The following is a 20,299-nucleotide window of genomic DNA, read 5'->3' as shown; positions in this document are numbered from 1 at the left end:
AGGAACCTGCTATAAAGGCAGGCATGACGGTCGTCTACCTGCACATCGGCACCGACAAGACCGGCACGACCGCGATCCAGGAAGCGCTCAGCAAGTCCACGCGCATCCTCCGCGCGCATGGCATCCTCTACCCGCGCACCGGCAGGATCGGCCACGCGCACTACCTGCTGAGCAGCGCCCTCGGATTCACCAGCCCGCCTGAGCAGTCGACCGCCGCCATCCGAGCCCGCATCCCCGCGCTCCAGAAAAGGCTCGCCAACGAGATCAGGCGAAGCCGCGCCGACGCTGTGATCATCAGCTCGGAGATGTTCGTCAACGAGCAGGACGTCGCCCTCGCCAGGGAGCTCCTCGCCCCATTCGACACGCGCATAATCGTCTACCTGCGCCGTCACGACAAGTGGTGGGAGTCGGCCTACCGTGAATCCGTCAAGCGACTGCCCTCCCCGCCCTGGGAGAGCAGCGCAGGCTCCTTCATCGATTTCCACCAGAGGCGCAACTCCATGCGCGCCAGGTACCGGCACCTCATCACCCGGTGGGCCGATCAGTTCGGCACCGAAGCCCTTATCGTCCGGCCCTTCGAGAAGCAACAGAACCAGCCCGATATCGTCACCGACTTCCTCCGCGCGGCCGACCAGCCCGAGCTTGCGGAATCCGGGCTCATCCAGCCACCGCTGGCCAATCTCGCACTCGACAACCAGACCATGTCACTCATCGACATCTACCAGCGATCCCGGGTGCCACCGCGGATCCGCAGGAAGCTCATCACCCACGCGATGGACGCTCCGCTCGGCACGGCTCACTCCCCTACCCTGTCTCCTGCCCGTCGGCGCCAGCTCATCGCTGACAATGCGGAGGACTACGAGTGGATCGCCCGGACATTCCTGGGCCGCACCGACGGCAAGCTCTTCCTCGATCCACCACCGCGCGACGATGACGCGTGGGCCGAGCCCGGGCCACCGGACCCCCGGATAGTCGCCGAGCACACCATGAGCGCCCTCACCGAGCCGCGCTTCACCCGGAAGAATGCCAGCAGGCTCGGACGCGGTGCCTATTACCGCATCAGGATGGCGGGGCGCTAGAACGTCCGCGCGGCGCGCATGCGCCAGCTCCGGCCGTCCGGGTCGATCATTGCCTCGTAGAGGGGCGCGGCGAGCGCGGCCTGCCAGGGCGACAGTGATGCGGCCTTGTGCGGCCGGAGGCGCCCGGGCGGACGCGGGCCACGCTCGCCGTCGTTGTGCCACTGGTCCAGCCGGTGCGCGGAATGGCGGACCGCATCGAAGAACCGCAACGGATCGATCAGGTCAGCCACATCGTGCGGGTCCCGGTCGAGGTGCTCGACCGCCAGCTCGAGCCGCAGGTCCCGCGCGGCGACGCGCGCGCCCTCGCCCGTCCCGGCGGGGTCCATGGGCGTTCGCGGATCCCGGTTCGCATCCACGAACGCCGCGGTCAGCTCGGAGTCGTAGGTCCAGGAGCGGTGATTGAGGTTGCCACTGCCCACGCAGGCCCACACATCGTCGACCACGCACACCTTGGCATGCACGTATACCGGCACGGACTCATGGTTCTCCACATCGACGACGACCACCCGGTCGGGCGCGGCGCGGCATACCGCGCGCAGGGCAGCCCCATGCCCCAGCAAGGCCGGGATCGAGCGCATGGGGCTGCGCTCATACACCAGGCGCGGCACGACGATCACCATCCGCAGGCGCGCGTTGCGGCGCAGGGCGGAGGCGAACACCTCTGCCACATCGCGTGACCACAGGTATTGCTCCTCGACGTACACCAGCGACCTCGCTCGCCGCAGCGCCTTCTCGTACGCATGGGCTATCGACCGCTCGCCATTCCTCGCGAACGGAAACGGTGGGGTGCGCTCCGGATACGTGCATAGCACCTGCACCGCGCAGGAACCGGCCGCGACGGGCGGGGGCGCCATCGCGGGCAACGGGGTCGGCTCGCGGTCATGCTGGGGCTCCTCCTCGTCCCCGAGCGCCACCCAAGGAGGCTCCTCGAGCGCCGAGGGATCCTCCCACCGCTCCCGGAAAACTAGCTCGACATCGGCCACCGCAGGACCACGAACCTCCAGCTGCGCATCGTGCCAGGGCTCCAGATCCTCTCCACGCACCAGCGGATCACCGGAATGCTGCCCATCGTCGCGGCGCGTGCGCGCGAGGTCCATGCCGCCGACGAATGCCACATCATGCGTGCCTGGGCGAGCGAAGCGCACCACCACGAACTTCTGGTGATGACTACCGAACGGCCGCACCCGATGGTCGAGCACCACCTCCCCGCCCGCAGCGTTGACCCGCTCCACCAGCGCCCGGTTCTGTGGCCCCGAGAACCCCAGCGGCTCGACGTGCGAGCGCCACATCAGCCCGCGCACGGTCACCCCGCGCCGGGCCGCCCCCGCCAGCGCATCACCGATCGTCGGGCCACCATCGAGCAGCACCTGGTCGGCGTCGCCACGCCATGCCGAGAACAGCACCGCGTCACCGCGCCGCGTCGCCTGGAGCGCCCGCGCGAGCCGCTCGAAGTACCGGCGGCCATCGATCAGCGGCACCACCACATTGCCCTGGGTCCACCCATGCAGCCGCGTCCACGGGTTGCCGCGCTCTGGCGCCGACAGCAACCAGCGCTCCGCAACCGGATCGACCCGCACGCGCCACCCCCTTGTCCTGTCGCTCACGCTAGCGTCCCCGACGGCGAGGTGCGCGAGGTCGCCGATAAACCAGATGCGCTGGCACATGCCCGGCCAATAGAATCAGTCTCATGCGTCATCGATGTTGATCCTCGCGCAGCGGCGCTGGACCTGGCATTGCCTCACGGGCGCGGGCACGGTCCCCTCCCGGGCCCTACCATGCCTGCCGGTCCCCGCCACTCCACCCGCTTGAGGTTCCCGCCATGCTCGCTGCACCCTCCCGTGCCGCTGCCCCGCGCAGGCTCATCGCCGCGCTCTACAGCTATCTGTTCCTGCAGGACTTCATCCTGCTCTACCCGTTCTACGCGCTGCTATTCACCGATACGGGCCTGAGCGTCACCCAGATCACCGCGCTGTTCATCGCCGGGGCCATCACGGTGATCCTGTTCGAAGTGCCCTCCGGCGCGCTCGCGGATGTGCTCCCGCGCCGCTGGCTCATCGCCGCCGCGCCACTCTTCGCTGGGCTCGCGTTCGCCCTGTGGGTGATCGCGCCCTCGTTCGAGGTGTTCCTGCTCGGCTTCATCCTGTGGGGATTCGGCGGCACCCTTTCCTCCGGCGCGCTCGAGGCACTCGTCTACACCGAGCTCGAGCAGCACGGGGCCGCGGGCCGCTACGCCGCGGTGATGGGAATGGCGCAGGCATTCGCCGTGGTCGCCGTCGGCGCGAGCACGCTCCTCGCGATACCCGCCATGCATCTCGGCGGATACACCCTCGTCGCGATCGGCAGCGTGGCCGCCTGCCTCGCCTGCGCCATCGCCGGGCTTGCCCTGCCCGAGACGAGGCACGCCGCTGCGCCCGTGCTGCCGGGCGAGGAGGACGATGCTCCGGAGGGCTACCTCGGCACGATCCGCGCTGGCTTCGCCGAGGTCCGGGCCGATCACCGGCTCATCGCGATCATCGGGCTCGTCGCGATCATCCCGGCCGTGTGGGAAACCCTCGAGGAATACGTGCCGCTGCTCGCGGCCGAGCACGGCGTCGCGACCGTGGACGTGCCATGGGTGGTGCTTGCCGTTTGGGCCGGGGTCGGGATCGGTGGCGCGCTCACCGGCAGGTTCAGCGGGCTCACCGCGCGCGGGACATCGATCTTGCTCCTAGCGAGCACCCTGCTCGGCGTGGTCGGCGCGCTGCTCGGCGGAGCTGTCGGTTGGCTCGCGATGGGGATCGCGTTCGGCGGCTTCCAGATCACCAGCGTCCTCGCCGAGGCCTGGATGCAGCAACGCATCCGTGGCACCAGCCGCGCCACCATCACCTCGCTGGCCGGGGTGGCGAGCGAGATCCTCGCGGTGCTGGTCCTGCTCGCCTATGCCGGTCTCCATCCGCTGGGCCGCCACGCGGGCGCGTTCGCGCTGCTGCTGGTGGTGCCCTACCTCATCGCGGCGGTGCTGCTGTGGCGATCCGGACGGCGCGGGTCTTCCGCTGGTGCCGCTCGATCGTGAACACCTGGCCACGCTGGGGGTGGTTCATCCTTCACTCCCGCCTGGGGCGGGCGGTGGGCGGGCGAGCGGCTCCGGAAGTGTGCGGTTCTGCACCCTGCCAAGCAGTTTTTGGGGTGCAAAACCTCACGCTTCCGCGTGTTCCAGGCCGGCCCCCGCGCCAGGCCCGCCCAGCGCTAGCGTCTCGCGGATACCGCCCGATTTCGCGATCCGCGCCCCCTCTCGTACTATCGCTTTCGATAATCGTTACCGTTTAAGTGGGGGTGCACCAGGTGAAGACCAGATCGCGCATGGCCATCGCGGCGTCGATCGCGACAACGCTGCTGCTCAGCGGCTGCGGCGCGCAGGACCGCGGGGCTGACGACGACACGTTGCGCATCATCGGCCCCTTCGAGGTGCACAGCATGGTTCCCGCCGCGAGCAGCGCCGTGTTCAACCGCCTCCACATCATCGAGACGCTCGTCGCCAGCGACATGGGCGGCCGGATCACCGAAGGACTCGCCACCTCGTGGGCATCCTCCGACGACAAGCGATCCTGGACCTTCGCCCTGCCCGCTGGCGTTACCTTCCACGACGGCACCCCGCTCACCGGGCAGGCCGTGGCGAACGCGCTCGACCACGCCCGCGAGCAAGCAGGCAGCCCGCTCGCCACCGCCGGGATCACGCGCATCGACGCCACCGAGCAGGAAGTTCGCATCGAGCTCGATGAGCCACTGCCGACACTGCCCGCGATCCTCACCCACTACAGCACCGCGATCCTCGCTCCCGCGGCGTACGACGACACCGGCAACGTCCTCGACGTCATCGGCACCGGCGCCTACGAGGCAGCGTCGATCGAGCTGCCCGCGTCCATCCACACCACGCGCTTCGCGGACTGGCGCGGCGAACGCCCCGATATCGAGCGAGTGGAGTTCCAGACCGTCTCGCGCGCCGAGTCGCGGGCACTGATGGCCGCCAGCGGGCAAGCCGACGTGATCTTCCACCTCGAGCCCTCTGGCCGGCAGCGCGTCGAGTCCGCCGACGGCGTCGATCTGGTGAGCAGCCTGCAACCGCGCACGCTGTACATGAAGGTCAATGGCGAGCACCCGGTCCTGGGCGATGCGCGCGTGCGCCAGGCGATCAGCAAGGCCATCGATCGCCGCAGCATCGCCGACGCCGTGCTGCGGGAGCCCGAGCTCGCCGCTACCCAGCTGTTCCCGCCGTCGCTTCCCGAGTGGCACAACGACGAGCTATCGCCGCTCGAGCACGACCCCGAGAGCGCGATCGCCTTGCTGGCCGAGGCCGGGTGGACCCAGGATGCGTCCGGCACCATGCAGCGCGACGGACAGCCGCTCGAAGTAGCTCTCCTGACGTACCCGGACCGCCCGGAGCTGCCCGCGCTCGCCGCCGCGATCCAGGACCAGCTCCGCCAGATCGGGGTGCGGGTCAAGGTGGACGTCACCAACTCCAGCGAGATCCCGGCCGGGCATGCCGACGGCACCCTGGAGCTAGGGCTGCTGGCCCGCCACCTCGCCCTCGTCTCCGACCCCCTCGTAACTGTCGCGGACACCTTCGGACCGGACGGGGCCGATTGGGGCGCGATGAACTGGCGCAACGATGAGGTCCTCGCCGCGATCGATGCCCTGCTCGCCGGAGCGGACGAGGACGAGGCGGAGGAACTGCGCGCGACGATCGCCCGGATCGCCCAGGAAGAGCTGCCCGTGATCCCCATCGCCTGGTACCGGATGAATGCCGCAGTCTCTGATCGCGTGCAGGGCTTCGTCATGGATCCGCTGGAGCACACCTGGCGCATCACAGACGCGGTGCTCGAGGAATGACCCGCGCGCTGCCTTCGATCCTGGTGCGCCGCGCAGCGCAAGCGATCAGCGTCGCCCTGGTCGTGTCCACGCTGTGCTTCGTGATGATCCGCCAGTTGCCCGGAGACCTCGCGTACCGCATCGCCGCCGGACGCTACGGCTATGACCTCGTCGACACCCAATCCGCCGATGCCGTGCGCGCGGAACTGGGCCTCGACCGTCCGATGCTCGCGCAGCTCGTCGACTGGCTCGCCAACGCTGCCCGCCTCGACCTCGGGGCATCTCTAGTGACCTCGCGCCCGGTCCTCGACGCGGTGCGCTATTACCTCGCCGGCACGCTGCAGCTCACGGTTGTGGCGGTCGGGCTCGCCATCGTTCTTGGCGCCACGGCAGGAGTCCTGGCGGCCCGACGGCCTGGTGGGGTGATCGACCGGCTCGTCGATGTGTGGGTCGCGGCCGTGCGGGCACTGCCGCCGTTCCTCCTGGGACTGCTGCTCATCACCGTGCTGTCCGTGCAGCTCGGCCTCCTGCCAGCCGTCGGGCACGGCAGCGCATCGAGCATCGTGCTCCCCGCGACAACACTGGCCGTCGGCCTCTCCGGATTGATCGCCCGGGTCACCCGCGATGCCGTGGTGGAGGTCCGCGCCAGCGAGCACGTCCTGTTCGCGCGCACCAAGGGCATCGGCGGACGAGCCCTGCTCGTCCGGCACGTCGCGCGCAACGCCTGCGTGCTCGTCGTCCCCTACATCGGAGCGCAGGTGCTCATCCTCGTGGAGGGAGTCGTCGTCGTGGAAAGCCTCTTCGGCTGGCAAGGACTCGGCCACGCGCTCGTGCACGCCGTCTTCTGGCGGGATGTGCCCATGCTGCAAGCCACCGCGCTGGCGCTCGCGCTGCTCGTGGTGACGATCAATACCGCGGTGGATCTGCTGATGGCGTGGCTCGATCCGCGCCCGAGGAAGGAGGCGATCGCCGCATGAGCACCCTGCTACCGATCGAGAATGCCCTGGCACGCCCCCGGCCGAAGCGGTCCCCGGTGCGGATCGTGGCAGCTGGCGGACTGCTCGCCCTCGTGGCGTTCGCGCTGCTCGGCCCGCTGGCGTGGAACGACCCCATCAGCCAGGACCTCACCCGCTACTTCGAGCCGCCAACCGCCGCCGAGCCGCTGGGCCGCGATGAGTTCGGGCGCAGCGTCCTCGCGCGCCTCGCCCACGCGACACGGCTATCCCTGCTGCTCGCTGCCGCGAGCGTCGCCACCGCGCTGCTGCTCGGCACTCTCGCCGGGGTGCTCGCCGCCTGGCGCGGCGGCTGGATCGATGCGGCGCTGCGCGGGATCTCCGAGACGTTCGTGGCGATGCCCGCGCTGCTCATCGTGCTGCTCTTCGCCGCGCTCTCGCCCAGCGGCAGCCTGATCACCCTCTATCTCGGACTGGCGCTCGCCCAATGGGTGGAGTACTTCCGGGTGGTGCGGTCGAGGTGCGCCGTGCTGCTCGGCTCCGACGCTGTGGAGGCTGCCGAGATGCTCGACCTCGGTGTCACCCACATCGTGCACAGGCACCTCTGGCCCGAGCTGCGCCCAGTGCTCACCACCCTCGCATCCCTCGGCATGGTCACCGCGATCCTCGCGATGTCCACCCTCGGCTTCATCAAGGTCGGCCTCGAACCGCCCCGCGCCGAGCTTGGCCTGATGATCGCCGAGGCATTCCCGCACTACGACGCCGCGCCGTGGATCGCGCTCGCACCGATCTGCGTGCTCTTCGCGCTGGCATTGTGCCTGTTCGGCCTGCGACGCACGGAGGATCACCGATGACCACAAGCTCCCTTCGCGTCCCCCATGTGGCGGTGGACCATCACGGCACCATGCTCGCCGACGTCGAGGACCTGCAGCTCGACCCAGGCATTTCCACCACCATCGTCGGCGAGAGCGGGTCGGGCAAGTCGATCCTGGCCCATGCCTTGATGGGCACGCTCCCCCGCTCGCTCACCGTCTCCGGCTCGCTGTTCCTCGACGGCAAGCCATTCGACCTCGCCTCGCGCGAACCACGACACTTGTGGGCCAAGCGGCTCGCGCTGCTTCCCCAGGAACCGATGCTCGCGCTCGATCCGACGATGCGCATCATCAACCAGGTCGCGGAAGGCGCTAGAGGATTCCGCACCTCGCCCACGACGGCGCTAGGCCAGGCACGCCGCGCCCTCGACGGCCTCGGGCTCACCGACGCTGCCCGCTCCTACCCGCACACCCTGTCCGGGGGCATGGCGCAGCGCGTCGCGTTCGCCGCGGCCTCCATCGGCGGGGCCGATGTGCTCATCGTCGACGAGCCCACCAAGGGCCTCGACGCAGCAGCCGTCGACCATCTCGGCGACCTGCTCGAAGCCCACCTCGCCCGCGGCGGGATGCTGCTCGCCATCACCCACGATCTCCGGTTCGCCAGGCGGCTCGGCGGACAGGTGCTCGTCATGAAGGACGCGACGGTCGTCGAGCAAGGTCCGGTCGAGCAGGTCCTCTCTGCGGCTAGCCACGCCTACACCCAGCAGCTCGTCGCCGCCGAGCCGTCACGATGGCGCTATCCGTGGCAGGGCTCTGGCCCCCATGCACTCGGCCAGGAGCTCGTTCGCGCCGATGCCCTCAGCAAGGCCTACGGGAGCAACCGCCTGTTCGAAGATCTCTCGGTGCACGTCGGCCAGGGGGACCGCATCGCCCTCACCGGCCCCAGCGGCGCGGGCAAGACCACTCTCGGCAACGTGCTGATCGGGCTCGCATCCGCTGATACTGGCCAGATCGAATGGTCGGCAGAAGCTCGAGGCACCGGTCGGCAGAAGCTCTACCAGGATCCCGCGCTAGCTTTCCCCCGCAGGGTCCCGCTCCGGCTCGCCATGCACGACGTCTGCCGTCGGCACAGCATCGACCTCGGCCGCCTCGATGACCTGCTCGAACAAGTCGGGCTGCAGGCTGGACTACTCGACCGGCTGGCCAGCCAAGTGTCCGGCGGTGAGCTGCAACGCCTCGCCATCGTCCGCGCCATGCTCGTCGAGCCCGCGCTCATCCTCGCTGACGAGGCCACCTCCCGCCTCGACCTCATCAGCCAGGAACGCACCATCGACTGCCTGATGCGCGGCATCGATCACACCGGGGCCGCCCTGCTGCTCATCACCCACGACACCGACCTCGCCGCCGCCATCGCGCGCGAGACCATCGACCTCGCGGGGGGTGGGAGTCCGGCGCGCGAGCCAGCTCCCGCCAGTGCGATGGCTGCCCGGTAGGCGGTCAAGGCGGTCCCTCGGAAGTGCGAGGTTCTGCACCCTTCCAAGCCAGGTTTGGGGTGCAAAACCTCGCACAACCGGACGCGGCAATCGAGCCGCGTGCCCGTACGATGGCGAGGTGCATCGCCGAGCCCTCGCCGCCCTCATGATGCTCCTCGCGCCTCTTGCCGCTGCGGGGTGCGGTGAACCAGTACCCGTGCCGCTCACGTGCACCGAGACCATCGAGGTGGACGACACTGCCGGATGGGTCGGAGTATTTTCCGGCGGTTCGACCTATGACTCACCAGAATTCCCTTGGTACTCCCTGCAGAAGGCGGAATCGCTGCGCGAAGCAGTGCTCGACGCGCTGCCGCGAGGCACTGAGGTGGAGGCGCTCGACTTCGGGCCACTGATGGTCGACTCGACCGATCCGACGTTCGACGGCATCGTGACCTCGTGGTCGAACGTAGAGACGGCACGCGGCCGCGGCACGATCTACGTGTCCGTGGAAAAGTTCGACGATCCCCTTCCGCCGTGCATTGAGGACTACACCCTGTTCCGGGAGCAGCTGGCCGACGGCACGATACTCGAGCACAGCCTTGAGGAGAGCGACGAGTCCATCACGTACAACGTCACCGCCTACAAGCCTGATGGATCACGGGTGATAGCCAGCTCGACGAACTATCACACCGGTCAGGGCACGATGACCGACACGTTCGCGGACGAGCCCGCGCTCTCCCACAATGAGCTGACGCGCATCGCTACGGCCCCCGGAATGGATACTCAGCCGCTCGATGAGTGAACCCGCGGCCCGGGCAGCTCGCCACCCAACCGTGGCGATCCCGCCTCGCGGGAAGTGCGAGGTTCTGCACCCTTCCAAGCCAGGTTTGGGGTGCAAAACCTCGCACAACCGGGCCAGGCAAGCGAGCCCCGTCACCGTACGATAGCGAGGTGCATCGCCGAGTCCCAGCTGCCCTAATGGTCCTTCTCGCCCCACTGACCGCTGCGGGGTGCGCTGAACCAGTACCCGTGCCGCTCCCGTGCACCGAGACCATCGAGGTGGACGACACTCCCGGATGGGTCAGGGGCAGCGCTACTTATGAGGCTCCAGAGTTCCCCTGGTACTCACAGCAGAAGGCAGAGACGCTGCGCGAGGCCGTCCTCGACGCCCTGCCGAGCCGCGCCGAGGTGGACCAGCTCGATTTTGGCGGCTTGCCAACCGGCACGGGCAACTCCTCGATCGACGGCAGTGCGACCGCGTGGTCCAACGTGGAAACGCCACGAGGCGTCGGCTCGCTCATCATGTCTGTGCAGCACTCGACCGAGCCCATTCCGCCGTGCACCAAGGGCTATACCCTGCGGCGGGAGCAGTGGCCCGACGGAACCATTGTCGAGCACCATCGCGACGAGTACGGCACTGTGATCGATCACGGCGTCACCGTCTATAAGCCCGATGGATCACGAGTGACGGCCCGCTCGACGAACCAGCACACCGATCAGGACACGATGACCGACACGTTCGCGGACCAGCCAGCGCTCTCCCTCGACGAGTTGACGCGCATCGCCACCGCGGCCGGTGTGGATGCCCAGCCGGTTGATGGATGAGCTCGCCACCCAATTGCGAAGATCCCGCCACGCGGGAGGCGGCCCGGTTTTCACTATCGGAGCGTGCGGGCATGCGGCATCCTCGGAAGTGCGAGGTTCTGCACCCTTCCAAGCCAGGTTTGGGGTGCAAAACCTCGCACAACCGGGCGAGGCAATCGAGCCCCGCACCCGCGCTAGGATTGCTCGCCCTGCCCCACCCGATAGTGCTCGCTCATCGCGGGGTAGTAGTCACCGAAGATCGTGTCACGGTGCCTATTGGCTTGGGGACCATGCTGGTTCCTCTCTACCGATACCCCACGACGGCAGGAAACGTGAAGCTCGTCTGGCTGTACGGGTCTTTGGCGAAGGCATGAGCGATGATCGGCTGCATGGCGAAGACAGTCGCGTGGCCTCCGCCTGCATGGTCGAAGCCCCCATCGCGGACGGAAAAGGTCCAGCTCGGCCCGTACTTGGTGACGTAGAGGGCAGCGATCCTGGCCAGGACGTATTCGTCGTGCTGCGCGGTGGCGATGCCTTCGACGGTGACATCAAGTCCTCGGTCCAGCGTGTTGGCGCCCGTGGTGATGGTGGCGCGGCGATTCCGGTCGAGATTGCGTGTTTTCTGCTCGGCTGGCCCGGTGCAGAACCAGAATCGCTCATCGTGCCAGAGCGCGATCAGTGGGGTGACGTGAGGCTGTCCGCTGGGCCGGACCGTCGAGATCCAGTAGAGCTCTGCCCGCTCGAGCAGCGTTCGTGCCGTTTCCCACGCGGTTGCGGTTGCTGCGGCGGCGCTGTAGCGCGGATCGAGGTGAACGGTGGGTGCTGGAGCCATGGTGCCCTCCTGTGATCGCAGGGTATTATACCTATGGACCGGCATGGGCTCCGTTTCTCATCGGTTCATGGGGATGCGACGCGCCTTCGGTTCTACCTCGCTCGACGCCACCGGGCTCGACGGCACCGGGCTCGACCACCACGAACTGGCTCATGAGGCCGCGGTCCTCGTGGGCGAGGATGTGGCAGTGGAACATGTAGGGCGTGCGCGGATCGGTGTAGTGCTCGAATCGCAGCAGTAGCCGCACCACCTGGCCTGGCCGGATGTAGACGGTGTCCTTCGGCCCGGACTGGAGGGGTCCTTCGGGGTCGAGGATCTGGAACTGCACATCGTGGATATGGAAATTGTGCGGATCGCCGGTGGCGTTGCGCACCTCCCACAGCTCCGTTGTCCCGACCGTGACGGTCTCGTCGATGCGGCCCCTGTCCATGGTGCGCCCGTTGATGGTGCTGGAGCTGGTGATGGTCAGCTCGCGCCTCGCAGTGGGCTCGCCGAGGTCACGTGGCGGCGCGAACTCCGCGGGCAGCCCGGGGCTCGGGGCGAGATCGTCCGCGGCGCGGAGCTCGAGGATGTCCAGGGTGTCATCGCCGCCCGAGAAGCGTGCGGTCCAGAAGTTCAGGCCAAGCTCCGGTGGCTCGCTGCGCAGCACAGCGGTGGTGCCCGCAGCGACCTCGACGATGATCTCGGCCCGCTCGCCAGGCGAGAGCTGCACGTGGTCGACCCGGTGCGGGCGCTCAAGGAGTCCGCCGTCGGAGGCGATCAGGTCCACTGTCGCGGATCCGGCTACGACGAACCGATAGGTCCGGGCGTTGGAGGCGTTGAGGAGGCGCAAGCGCACGCGCTCGGTTGTCACGTCGAGGTAGGGCGCGGGAGTCCCGTTGACCAGGATGTCACCGCCGAGGATCCCGGCCTCGGCGAACAGTGGAGGCGACGTGTCGAGCTGGCCGTCGCGGAACCGCTTGTCCTGCACGATCACCGGAATGTCATCGACTCCATATTCCGAGGGCAGCCGGGGCCCGTCCGGATCATCGAGGATGAACATTCCCGCGATTCCACGGTAGACATGCTCGGCGGTGGCTCCATGCAGGTGCGGGTGGTACCACAGTGTTGCTGCGGGCTGCGTGATCGTCCACTCCGGCTGCCACTGATTCCCTGGCTCGATGGGCTGGTGGGGGCCGCCGTCCATCACTGCGGGGAGGTGCATGCCGTGCCAGTGCAGGGTGCTGGTCTCGCCGAGCGGGTTGGTGAACTCCACGGCCCCCGAGGTGTCCTTCACCGCGCTGCTCCATGCCATCACTAGCACGCCGGCCATCGCGACGATGCCTGCGAGAACACTGATCAGGATGAGGTGGGCCAGGATCGCTAAGCGGGATGGAAGCACACGGGAACCCATGCTTCCCATCGTTGGTGGAGCGGGCGCCCAGCGCATCGGTGGCGGCGCCCCATTTCCGACTAGGGGTCTGCCCTGACCTCGTTCCCCGGAATAGCGATGCGCCCCGCACGGAGCTGGTCACGTGCGGGGCACCCGCGTTCTGGGCCCCTCAGCGGTCGTACCCCTCATTGCCAGTATGCACCCTATTCAGTGGGCATGGAGCGGGTTCGCATCCCTGGTTGCTGACGGCGAGGCCTGTTGAGCTGGCGTCCTACAGGCCCAGCACTTGCAGTCCGGGGACAAGCTCAGCGATGGAGTTGTAGGCGTGCAGGAGGATGACTCCACCGATGATCTGGACGTTGTACAGCAAGCCTTCGGCTGATCCCATGATTCTTCTCCTTGATCGTTGGATGCTTCCATCCCGACCGTCGGGGACATCGAGGGTGCCCGCAACTCGGCCGTGCCCGCCGATTGCCGGTCACTGGAGCCCGTGACCTGCACCTCGCTCGCCAGAATGTGACACAGCTCACTGCCCCGCAGGGGTGGGCGCGCATCGACCCGCGATGAGCCAGCGCCAGCTACCCCCAGCTTGTCCAGCCGCTCGCTGCCGCGCTCTCCCCGTCGACGAGGACGGTTGCCTCGCCCTCGGTGACCCGGCCAATGCGGTACCAGCCCTCGGGCAGCGGCGCGCGGGGATCGAAGGTTGCCGCGAAGGCGTGGTCCTCCCCGCCGTTGAGCACCCACGCCCAGGGATCGACGCCGTGCGCGCCCGCTACGGCCAGCACGGTGGAGCAGGGCTTCCAGGCGCCACGGTCGAGATCGATCACCACCGAGGATGCCCGTGCGATATGGCCAAGGTCGGCGAGGAGTCCGTCGGAGATGTCGATCATGGAGCGCGCCCCGGCTCGCGAGGCAGCGAGCGCCGCAGCGTAGGGCGGGCGGGGCACGCGATGCACCGCGATGCATTCCTCCCCGGCCGACGATTCTGGCGCTGTGCCGCTCTCGAGCAGGTGCAGCCCCGCCGCGGAGCGTCCGGTCAAGCCGACTAGCGCCACCACGTCGCCGGGCCGCGCTCCCGAGCGGAGGATCGCGGCGCGCCCCTCGAGCTGGCCGAGCGCGGTGACCGAGACCGTGATGTCGCGACCTTGGACGAGGTCTCCGCCGCTGATGCCCGCGCCGAACCGCCCGGCCTCGGCCCACAGCCCGTCGCTGAGGGCATCGGTGAACGCTGCCGGGGTGCCGGGCGGGCACGCGAGCCCGATGAGGAACGTGACTGGCATAGCACCCATCGCGCACAGGTCGGCAGCGTTCTGGGCGATCGCTTTGCGGCCGATGTCGTGGCCGCTGGACCAGTCCGTGCGGAAGTGCCGATGCTCGACGAGCATGTCGAGGCACGCGACCGTCGCCCCGCCATCGATGCGTACGATCGCTGCGTCATCACCGGGGCCGAGCAGCACTGATGCGGGCTGGGCGCGGCCCCGGGTGGCGCGGTCGATGATCGTGAACTCGCCGGCCTCGCGCACGGTGGGACCACGGTTGTGGTGATGCAGATCGCTCACGCCCCTAGAGTACGGTGGCGGGGTGAGCAAGACTGCGTCGGAACGCTACTCCCCCGGACTCATCGCCACCGCGGTGTCGCTGCCCGCGGCGCTGATCGTGGCGCTGATCGCGGCAGCGGTGATCATGCAACGCTCCTCGCCCGCCGAGCCGGTCGCGATCACCACCGTGCCCGCGCCCGATGCGGAGTCCAGCGAGTGCTCGAGCCTCATGGATGCCCTGCCCGAGCAACTCGGTGATCTCAAGCGCGCGGAGCTCCTCGACCCGGCACCCGTGGGCGCGGCGGCGTGGCGCGACCCGGCGATCGTGAGCGAGCCGGTGGTGCTGCGCTGCGGGCTCGAGCGCCCTCTCGAGTTTGACCGTGCATCGGCCCTGCAGATGGTCAACGGCGTGGACTGGTTCGAGATCTCCGGCGAGAGCATGGGGCTGGATTCCTCCACCTGGTACGCGGTCGATCGCGGCGTGTATGTCGCGGTGACGATCCCCAGCGGCTCCGGCCCCACTCCGATCCAGGTGCTGTCGAACACAGTCACCGACGCGCTCGGCAAGCAGCCCATCGACCCTGCTCCGATCAACTAGGCGGCGCTGCCCGGGGCCGCGGGCGCGGCGGCAGAAGCACCGGAAACTGGCGAACGCGATAGAAACTACACCGCGATTGCCACCGCTTCTATCGCGTTTGCGGCTCGCGGCAAGGGGCGGCTAGCGGCTACCCGGCCTAGAATTGAACGCATGTCGAGCCTGCGGGCAGGCCACTGCGGTCATTCCGCCTGGGCCTCCGCGATCGTGGCACTGGCATTCGGTGCGCTTCTCGCATCGAATGGGCTGGCAGCGTGCACAACTTCCGCGGAGAGCGATACTGCTGCCATTCTTTCGGATCCTGCCACCGCTACCCTGGTCGTGCCATCCCGTAGCGCGCTGGTGATCGCGTGCTCCGATGGCGCGGTCGCGGCCACGGGGAACGCGACGATGTCGCGCGCGGCGCTCTCGACTTCCAAGCTCTACCTGGCCGAGCATGTCTTGTCCCGCCCCGGCGTTTCCGACGACGAGATCGCCCTGGTGGAGCGGATGATCGCGCGTTCCGATGATCGCGCCGCCGACATCCTGGATGCCCAGCACCCGAGCGCGATCGACAGCGTCGCCTACCGGTACGGCCTTCAGGACACGGTGCGGATGGACCATTGGGGCACGAGCCGCACCAGTGCCGCTGACCTTGTCGCCTTTCTCCAGCAGGCCAGGGAATCACGAGCGGGCCGCGAGGTGCTGGATCTCATGACCAGCACGCGGCTCGTCGCGGCGGACGGGGAGATACAGGATTGGGGCGCCGCGCGGCTCCAGGGCGTCACTGGGGTGAAGCTCGGCTGGTCGGACTGGGGCGAGCCGACCGTGGCGTCCGTCGGGTTCGGGGATGGGTTCATCGTCGCGGGAAGCACCATCGGATCACGGGAGCAGCACACCGTCGATATCGAATCCGCGATGGAAGGATCATGCGTTGACTCGCTCAATTGAACGCGCTGCCTCCCGCGCTTGGCCGGGATCGAGGTCCACGCGCCGGAGCAGTTGCGCGTTGAGCGCCACGACGATGGTGGATAGCGACATGAGGATGGCACCGACCGCGGGCGGCATGATGACGCCGACCGGGGCGAGGACGCCTGCTGCGAGGGGCACGGCAACGATGTTGTAGCCGACGGCCCACACGAGGTTCTGGCGCATCTTGCGATAGGCGGCTCGCGAGAGATGCTTGACGGAGACCACGAGCCGGGGATCGTCTGCCGCGAGGACCACGCCCGCGGACTCGATCGCGACGTCCGTGCCCGCTCCGATCGCGATGCCCACATCGGCGCGGGCGAGCGCGGGAGCGTCGTTGACCCCGTCCCCGACCATCGCCACGATGTGGCCGCGCTGCTGCAGCTCGCGCACCCGGGATTCCTTGCGGTCGGGCAGCACCCCGGCGAACACCTCGTCGATGCCGAGCCGGTCGGCGACGCTCTCGGCGACCTGCTGCGCGTCGCCGGTGATCATGACGACGTGGATGCCGTCGGCATGCAACGCGTCGACAGCGGCGCGAGATTCGGGCCGGATCGCGTCCTCGAGCGCTAGCGCACCGACGATCCGATCACCGTCGAGGACATGCAGCACCGATGCTCCGCGCTGCTTCCATTCCTCGATGGCGGCGTCGAGTCGCTGGTCGGGCGCGATGCCGAGCTCGTCGAGCAGCGCGGGACCGGCGACCGCTATGCGGCGTCCTTCGAGCTGGGCGGTCACGCCGCGCCCGGCGAGCGACTCGTGGCCGGTGGCGCGCGGCACGTCGATATGGCGCTCCCGGGCAGCGGCGGTGATGGCGCGCGCGACGGGATGCTCGCTCTCGGACTCGGCGGCGGCCGCGAGCCGGAGCAGCTCGTCGCTGTCCTGTGGCTCGATGCCGGTGACGCGATGCTCGCCGGTGGTGAGGGTGCCGGTCTTGTCGAACAGGACGGTATCGACGGTGCGCATGCGCTCGAGGGCGAGCCGGTCCTTGACGAGCACGCCGGCGCGGGCGGCGCGCTCGGTGGAGATGGCGATGACGAGCGGGATCGCGAGTCCGAGGGCGTGCGGGCAGGCGATGACGAGCACGGTGACGGTCCGCACCACGGCATCGTCGAGGCTGCCGGCGATGATCCAGGCGGTGAACGTCAGCGTGGCCGCGGCGACGGCGAAGTAGAACAGCAGCGCGGCTGCCCTATCGGCGAGGGCCTGGGCACGGGAGGAGGATTGCTGGGCATCGGCGACGAGCCGCTGGATGCCCGCGAGTGCTGTGTCGTCGCCGATCGCGGTGATGGTGACGCGGATCGAGTTGTCGGTGGCGACGGTGCCCGCCACGACGCGATCCCCGGCCTCGCGGGGGACTGTCCGCGATTCACCGGTGATGAGCGATTCGTCCATGTCCGCGTGGCCCGACTCGATGTCCCCATCGGCGGGGACGCGGCCACCTGCCCGGACGAGGACCTGGTCGCCGACGGCGAGGTCGGCGATCGGGACCTCTCGCGTGCCCTCGTCCTCGATGCGCTCAGCTGTATCGGGGATCATGCTGGCCAGGGCGTCGAGCGCGCCGGATGCGGAGCCGAGTGCTCGCATCTCCAGCCAGTGGCCGAGAAGCATGATGACGATGAGGAGCGCGAGCTCCCACCAGAAGTCGAGGTGCAGGCCGCCGATTCCGAGGGTGGTGGCGGCGGAGGCGAGGAAGGCGACGGTGATGGCCATGCCGATCAGCGTCATCATCCCGGGCTGCCGGTCACGGAGCTCCCGGATGGCGCCGGTCAGGAAGGGACTGCCGCCGTACACGAAGATGATGGTGCCGAGGATCGCGGGGATGGCGGCGACCAAGCTGTTGCTGGGCAAGGCATAGCCGAGCAGGCCCGCGATCATGGGGCTGAGCAGCACCACCGGGACCGCGAGGGCAAGGCTGGCGAGAAAGCGCTGCTTGAAGATCTCGCCGTGCGCGCCGTGGCCGGCGTGGCGGTCGCTCCCGTGATGCGTGGCGTGACGGTCGCTGGCGTGGTGCTCGTGCATGGTGAACCTCCGTTGCGAGACAGCTCCACCATACCCCCCTGGGGTACCTTGGTCCAGGGGGCGCGTCGACGAGCCCGGATCAGCGCAAGCCGGTCCCGCGGGCGAGCGCCGTCTCGATCAGCGTGGAGATCAGCCGCGAGTACTCCACGCCCGTCTCGGCCCACACGCGCGGATACAGCGAGATCGAGGTGAACCCCGGCATCGTGTTGATCTCGTTGATCACCGGGCCATCCTCGGTCGCGAAGAAGTCCACCCGGGCGAGTCCCTGGCAGCCGAGCGCGTGAAACGCCTCGATGGCGATGCGCTGGATGTCCTTCGTCGTCGCGTCGTCGAGGCTCGCCGGGACATCGAACTCGGTGACGTCGTTGATGTACTTCGTCTCGAAGTCGTAGAACGCGCCACCTTCGGCATCCCCGACGTGGCTATCGGGCAGCCGGATCTCGGCGATGACGCTGGCCTCGACCCGGCCGTCGGCGAACTCGAGCACCCCGCACTCCACCTCGCGGCCCACGATCCCGGCCTCGACGATCACCTTGGGGTCGTGCGCGCGGGCCTCCGCGATCGCTGCGTCCAGATCCTCCCAGCTCGTGATGCGGGAGATCCCGATGGAGGAGCCGCCACGGGCGGGCTTGACGAACGCGGGCAGGCCGATGAGCTCGCGCTCCTGATCGGCGAGGGTGGCCACGCCCGGCCTGAGCACGACCTGCCGCCCGACCGGCAGCCCCTCGGCCGCCAGGAGCTTCTTGGTGAACTCCTTGTCCATGCCCGCTGCGCTCGCGAGCACCCCGGGGCCCACGTAGGGCACGCCCGCGAGCTCGAGCAGGCCCTGCACCGTGCCATCCTCGCCATAGGGCCCGTGCAGGATCGGGAAGACGACATCGACGGTGGACAGCACGGTTCCGATGGCCTCACCATCGAGCGCGACGATCTCGCCCTTGCGCGCGGGGGACGGCGACAGCGCGAGCTCGCCCCCGGCGGGATCCACCGAGGGCAGCGTCTTGTTGGCGATGACCAGCTGGGCGGGATCGGTCACGCCCTGCACCCAGGTGCCCTCCCTGGTGATGCCGATGGGGACCACCTCGAAGCGCTCCCGGTCGATGTGTCGCAGCACGCTCCCCGCCGACACGCACGACACGGGGTGCTCGGCACTGCGGCCACCAAATACAACAGCTACGCGAATCCGATCCTCAGCCACGGGCCCAACGCTACCCGGACCATCGCCGGGACGGGGCGAGAGGCGCGGCTGTTACTCGGATTTCGTGGAGCGGCCCAGCAACTGCTGCACCGCATCGAGCACCGCTTGCCCCTCGTGGCATACCTGGTGCACCGCGTTGGTCAGGGGCATATCCACCCCGTAGCTGTTGGCCAGCGCCCGCACCGACGTGCATGACTTCACGCCCTCGGCCACCTGCCCGTGGGCCGCGCGCTGCGCGTCCTCCATCGAGCCGCCCCGGCCGAGTGCCTCGCCGAAGCTGCGGTTGCGCGACAGCGGAGACGAGCATGTCGCGACGAGGTCGCCCACCCCGGCGAGCCCCGCGAGCGTCGAGGGATTCGCGCCGAGCGCGACCCCGAGCCGGGTGATCTCCGCGAGCCCCCGGGTGATGATCGAGGCGATCGTGTTCTCCCCCAGCCCGACTCCCGATGCCATGCCGCATGCCAGTGCGATCACGTTCTTGCAGGCGCCGCCGATCTCGCAGCCGATCACATCAGTGTTGGTATAGGGCCGGAAATAGCCGGTGTGGCAGGCCTTCTGGAGCGCGATGGCCCGCGCCGAGTCCGGGCACGCGATGACCGTCGCCGCAGGCTGCCCCTCAGCGACCTCGCGCGCGAGGTTCGGCCCCGAGAGCACCGCGACCCGCGAGGCGTCGGCCTTGAGGACCTGGGCGATGACCTGGCTCATGCGCAGCAGCGTCTCGCTCTCCACGCCCTTGGCCAGGCTCATCAGCGTGGCATCCAGCGGCACCAGTTCTTTCCACGATTCGAGGTTGCCGCGTAGTGTTTGCGACGGAACCGCCAACACCACGATGTCCGCGTCGGCGAGCGCCACAGCGGGGTCGGCCGTGGCGTGCAGGCGCTCCGGCAGGATGATGCCAGGAAGGTAGTCCTTGTTCTCGTTCCGCGACTCGATGCACCCAGCGAGCTCCGGGCGGCGCGCCCACATCATGACGTCCGTACCGGCATCGGCGAGGACCTTGGCGTATGCCGTGCCCCACGATCCCGAGCCCATCACTGCAGCTTTGGTCATGA

At 68.7% G+C, this 20,299-nt stretch carries 17 protein-coding genes; 10 read left to right on the top strand and 7 right to left on the bottom strand.

The window, feature by feature from the left end; translation table 11 throughout:
- Positions 1–23 precede the first annotated feature (23 nt).
- Positions 24–1,079, top strand: coding sequence for a sulfotransferase (locus FXO18_RS00375; protein ID WP_149359101.1), 1,056 nt, complete (start codon positions 24–26; stop codon positions 1,077–1,079).
- Here FXO18_RS00375 and FXO18_RS00370 read toward each other — a convergent pair.
- On the bottom strand, positions 1,076–2,656 hold the full coding sequence (locus FXO18_RS00370) for a phospholipase D-like domain-containing protein (protein ID WP_328593292.1): 1,581 nt from the start codon (positions 2,654–2,656) through the stop codon (positions 1,076–1,078). The two genes, FXO18_RS00375 and FXO18_RS00370, sit on opposite strands and share 4 nt — an antisense overlap.
- Positions 2,657–2,898: 242 nt before the next feature.
- Between FXO18_RS00370 and FXO18_RS00365 the strand changes: the two genes are divergently transcribed.
- The 7 genes from FXO18_RS00365 to FXO18_RS00335 all read left to right on the top strand — a co-directional run bounded on the left by FXO18_RS00365 (position 2,899) and on the right by FXO18_RS00335 (position 10,766).
- On the top strand, positions 2,899–4,131 hold the full coding sequence (locus tag FXO18_RS00365) for an MFS transporter (protein WP_149359099.1): 1,233 nt from the start codon (positions 2,899–2,901) through the stop codon (positions 4,129–4,131).
- Between the two features lie 269 nt (positions 4,132–4,400).
- Positions 4,401–5,945, top strand: coding sequence for an ABC transporter substrate-binding protein (locus FXO18_RS00360; RefSeq protein WP_149359098.1), 1,545 nt, complete (start codon positions 4,401–4,403; stop codon positions 5,943–5,945).
- A complete protein-coding gene (locus FXO18_RS00355; RefSeq protein WP_149359097.1) occupies positions 5,942–6,901 on the top strand; it encodes an ABC transporter permease in 960 nt (319 codons plus the stop codon). Before FXO18_RS00360 ends, FXO18_RS00355 begins: the two co-directional genes overlap by 4 nt.
- Complete coding sequence (locus tag FXO18_RS00350; protein ID WP_149359096.1) at positions 6,898–7,731, top strand: ABC transporter permease; 834 nt, start codon at positions 6,898–6,900, stop codon at positions 7,729–7,731. The genes FXO18_RS00355 and FXO18_RS00350 overlap by 4 nt, the downstream gene beginning before the upstream one ends.
- Positions 7,728–9,182, top strand: coding sequence for an ABC transporter ATP-binding protein (locus FXO18_RS00345; protein WP_149359095.1), 1,455 nt, complete (start codon positions 7,728–7,730; stop codon positions 9,180–9,182). The genes FXO18_RS00350 and FXO18_RS00345 overlap by 4 nt, the downstream gene beginning before the upstream one ends.
- Before the next feature lie 118 nt (positions 9,183–9,300).
- A complete protein-coding gene (locus tag FXO18_RS00340; protein WP_149359094.1) occupies positions 9,301–9,963 on the top strand; it encodes a hypothetical protein in 663 nt (220 codons plus the stop codon).
- A gap of 149 nt (positions 9,964–10,112) precedes the next feature.
- Positions 10,113–10,766 (top strand): hypothetical protein, encoded by a 654-nt coding sequence (locus FXO18_RS00335; protein WP_149359093.1) that lies wholly within the window; start codon positions 10,113–10,115, stop codon positions 10,764–10,766.
- 283 nt (positions 10,767–11,049) lie between these two features.
- On the opposite strand, the gene FXO18_RS00330 is transcribed toward FXO18_RS00335, so the two are convergent.
- From FXO18_RS00330 to FXO18_RS00320, 3 genes are all read right to left on the bottom strand, one after another.
- Positions 11,050–11,577: a pyridoxamine 5'-phosphate oxidase family protein gene (locus FXO18_RS00330; protein ID WP_149359092.1), complete on the bottom strand. Its 528-nt coding sequence runs from the start codon at positions 11,575–11,577 to the stop codon at positions 11,050–11,052.
- A 31-nt stretch (positions 11,578–11,608) separates the two neighbouring features.
- Positions 11,609–12,970 carry a multicopper oxidase family protein gene (locus tag FXO18_RS00325; protein WP_235900355.1) on the bottom strand — a complete coding sequence of 454 codons (1,362 nt, stop codon included), beginning with the start codon at positions 12,968–12,970 and terminating at the stop codon, positions 11,609–11,611.
- 557 nt (positions 12,971–13,527) lie between these two features.
- A complete protein-coding gene (locus tag FXO18_RS00320; protein ID WP_149359090.1) occupies positions 13,528–14,508 on the bottom strand; it encodes a thiamine-phosphate kinase in 981 nt (326 codons plus the stop codon).
- Between the two features lie 22 nt (positions 14,509–14,530).
- Here FXO18_RS00320 and FXO18_RS00315 point away from each other — a divergent pair, with 22 nt between their 5' ends.
- Complete coding sequence (locus tag FXO18_RS00315; RefSeq protein WP_149359089.1) at positions 14,531–15,085, top strand: DUF3515 domain-containing protein; 555 nt, start codon at positions 14,531–14,533, stop codon at positions 15,083–15,085.
- 318 nt (positions 15,086–15,403) lie between these two features.
- A complete protein-coding gene (locus tag FXO18_RS00310; protein ID WP_149359088.1) occupies positions 15,404–16,012 on the top strand; it encodes a serine hydrolase family protein in 609 nt (202 codons plus the stop codon).
- On the opposite strand, the gene FXO18_RS00305 is transcribed toward FXO18_RS00310, so the two are convergent.
- From FXO18_RS00305 to FXO18_RS00295, 3 genes are all read right to left on the bottom strand, one after another.
- Entirely contained in the window at positions 15,989–18,052 is a 2,064-nt protein-coding gene (locus tag FXO18_RS00305) for a copper-translocating P-type ATPase (protein ID WP_149359087.1), read from the bottom strand. The genes FXO18_RS00310 and FXO18_RS00305 overlap by 24 nt on opposite strands.
- A 79-nt stretch (positions 18,053–18,131) precedes the next feature.
- Positions 18,132–19,247, bottom strand: coding sequence for a D-alanine--D-alanine ligase family protein (locus FXO18_RS00300; protein ID WP_149359086.1), 1,116 nt, complete (start codon positions 19,245–19,247; stop codon positions 18,132–18,134).
- Positions 19,248–19,298: 51 nt separating this feature from the next.
- On the bottom strand, positions 19,299–20,297 hold the full coding sequence (locus FXO18_RS00295) for an NAD(P)H-dependent glycerol-3-phosphate dehydrogenase (RefSeq protein ID WP_149359085.1): 999 nt from the start codon (positions 20,295–20,297) through the stop codon (positions 19,299–19,301).
- Positions 20,298–20,299 lie beyond the last annotated feature (2 nt).

Origin of the sequence: Lolliginicoccus suaedae (genome assembly GCF_008312885.1) — a bacterium.
Taxonomy (GTDB): domain Bacteria; phylum Actinomycetota; class Actinomycetes; order Mycobacteriales; family Mycobacteriaceae; genus Lolliginicoccus; species Lolliginicoccus suaedae.
This window is presented reverse-complemented; position numbering and strand designations above follow the sequence as displayed.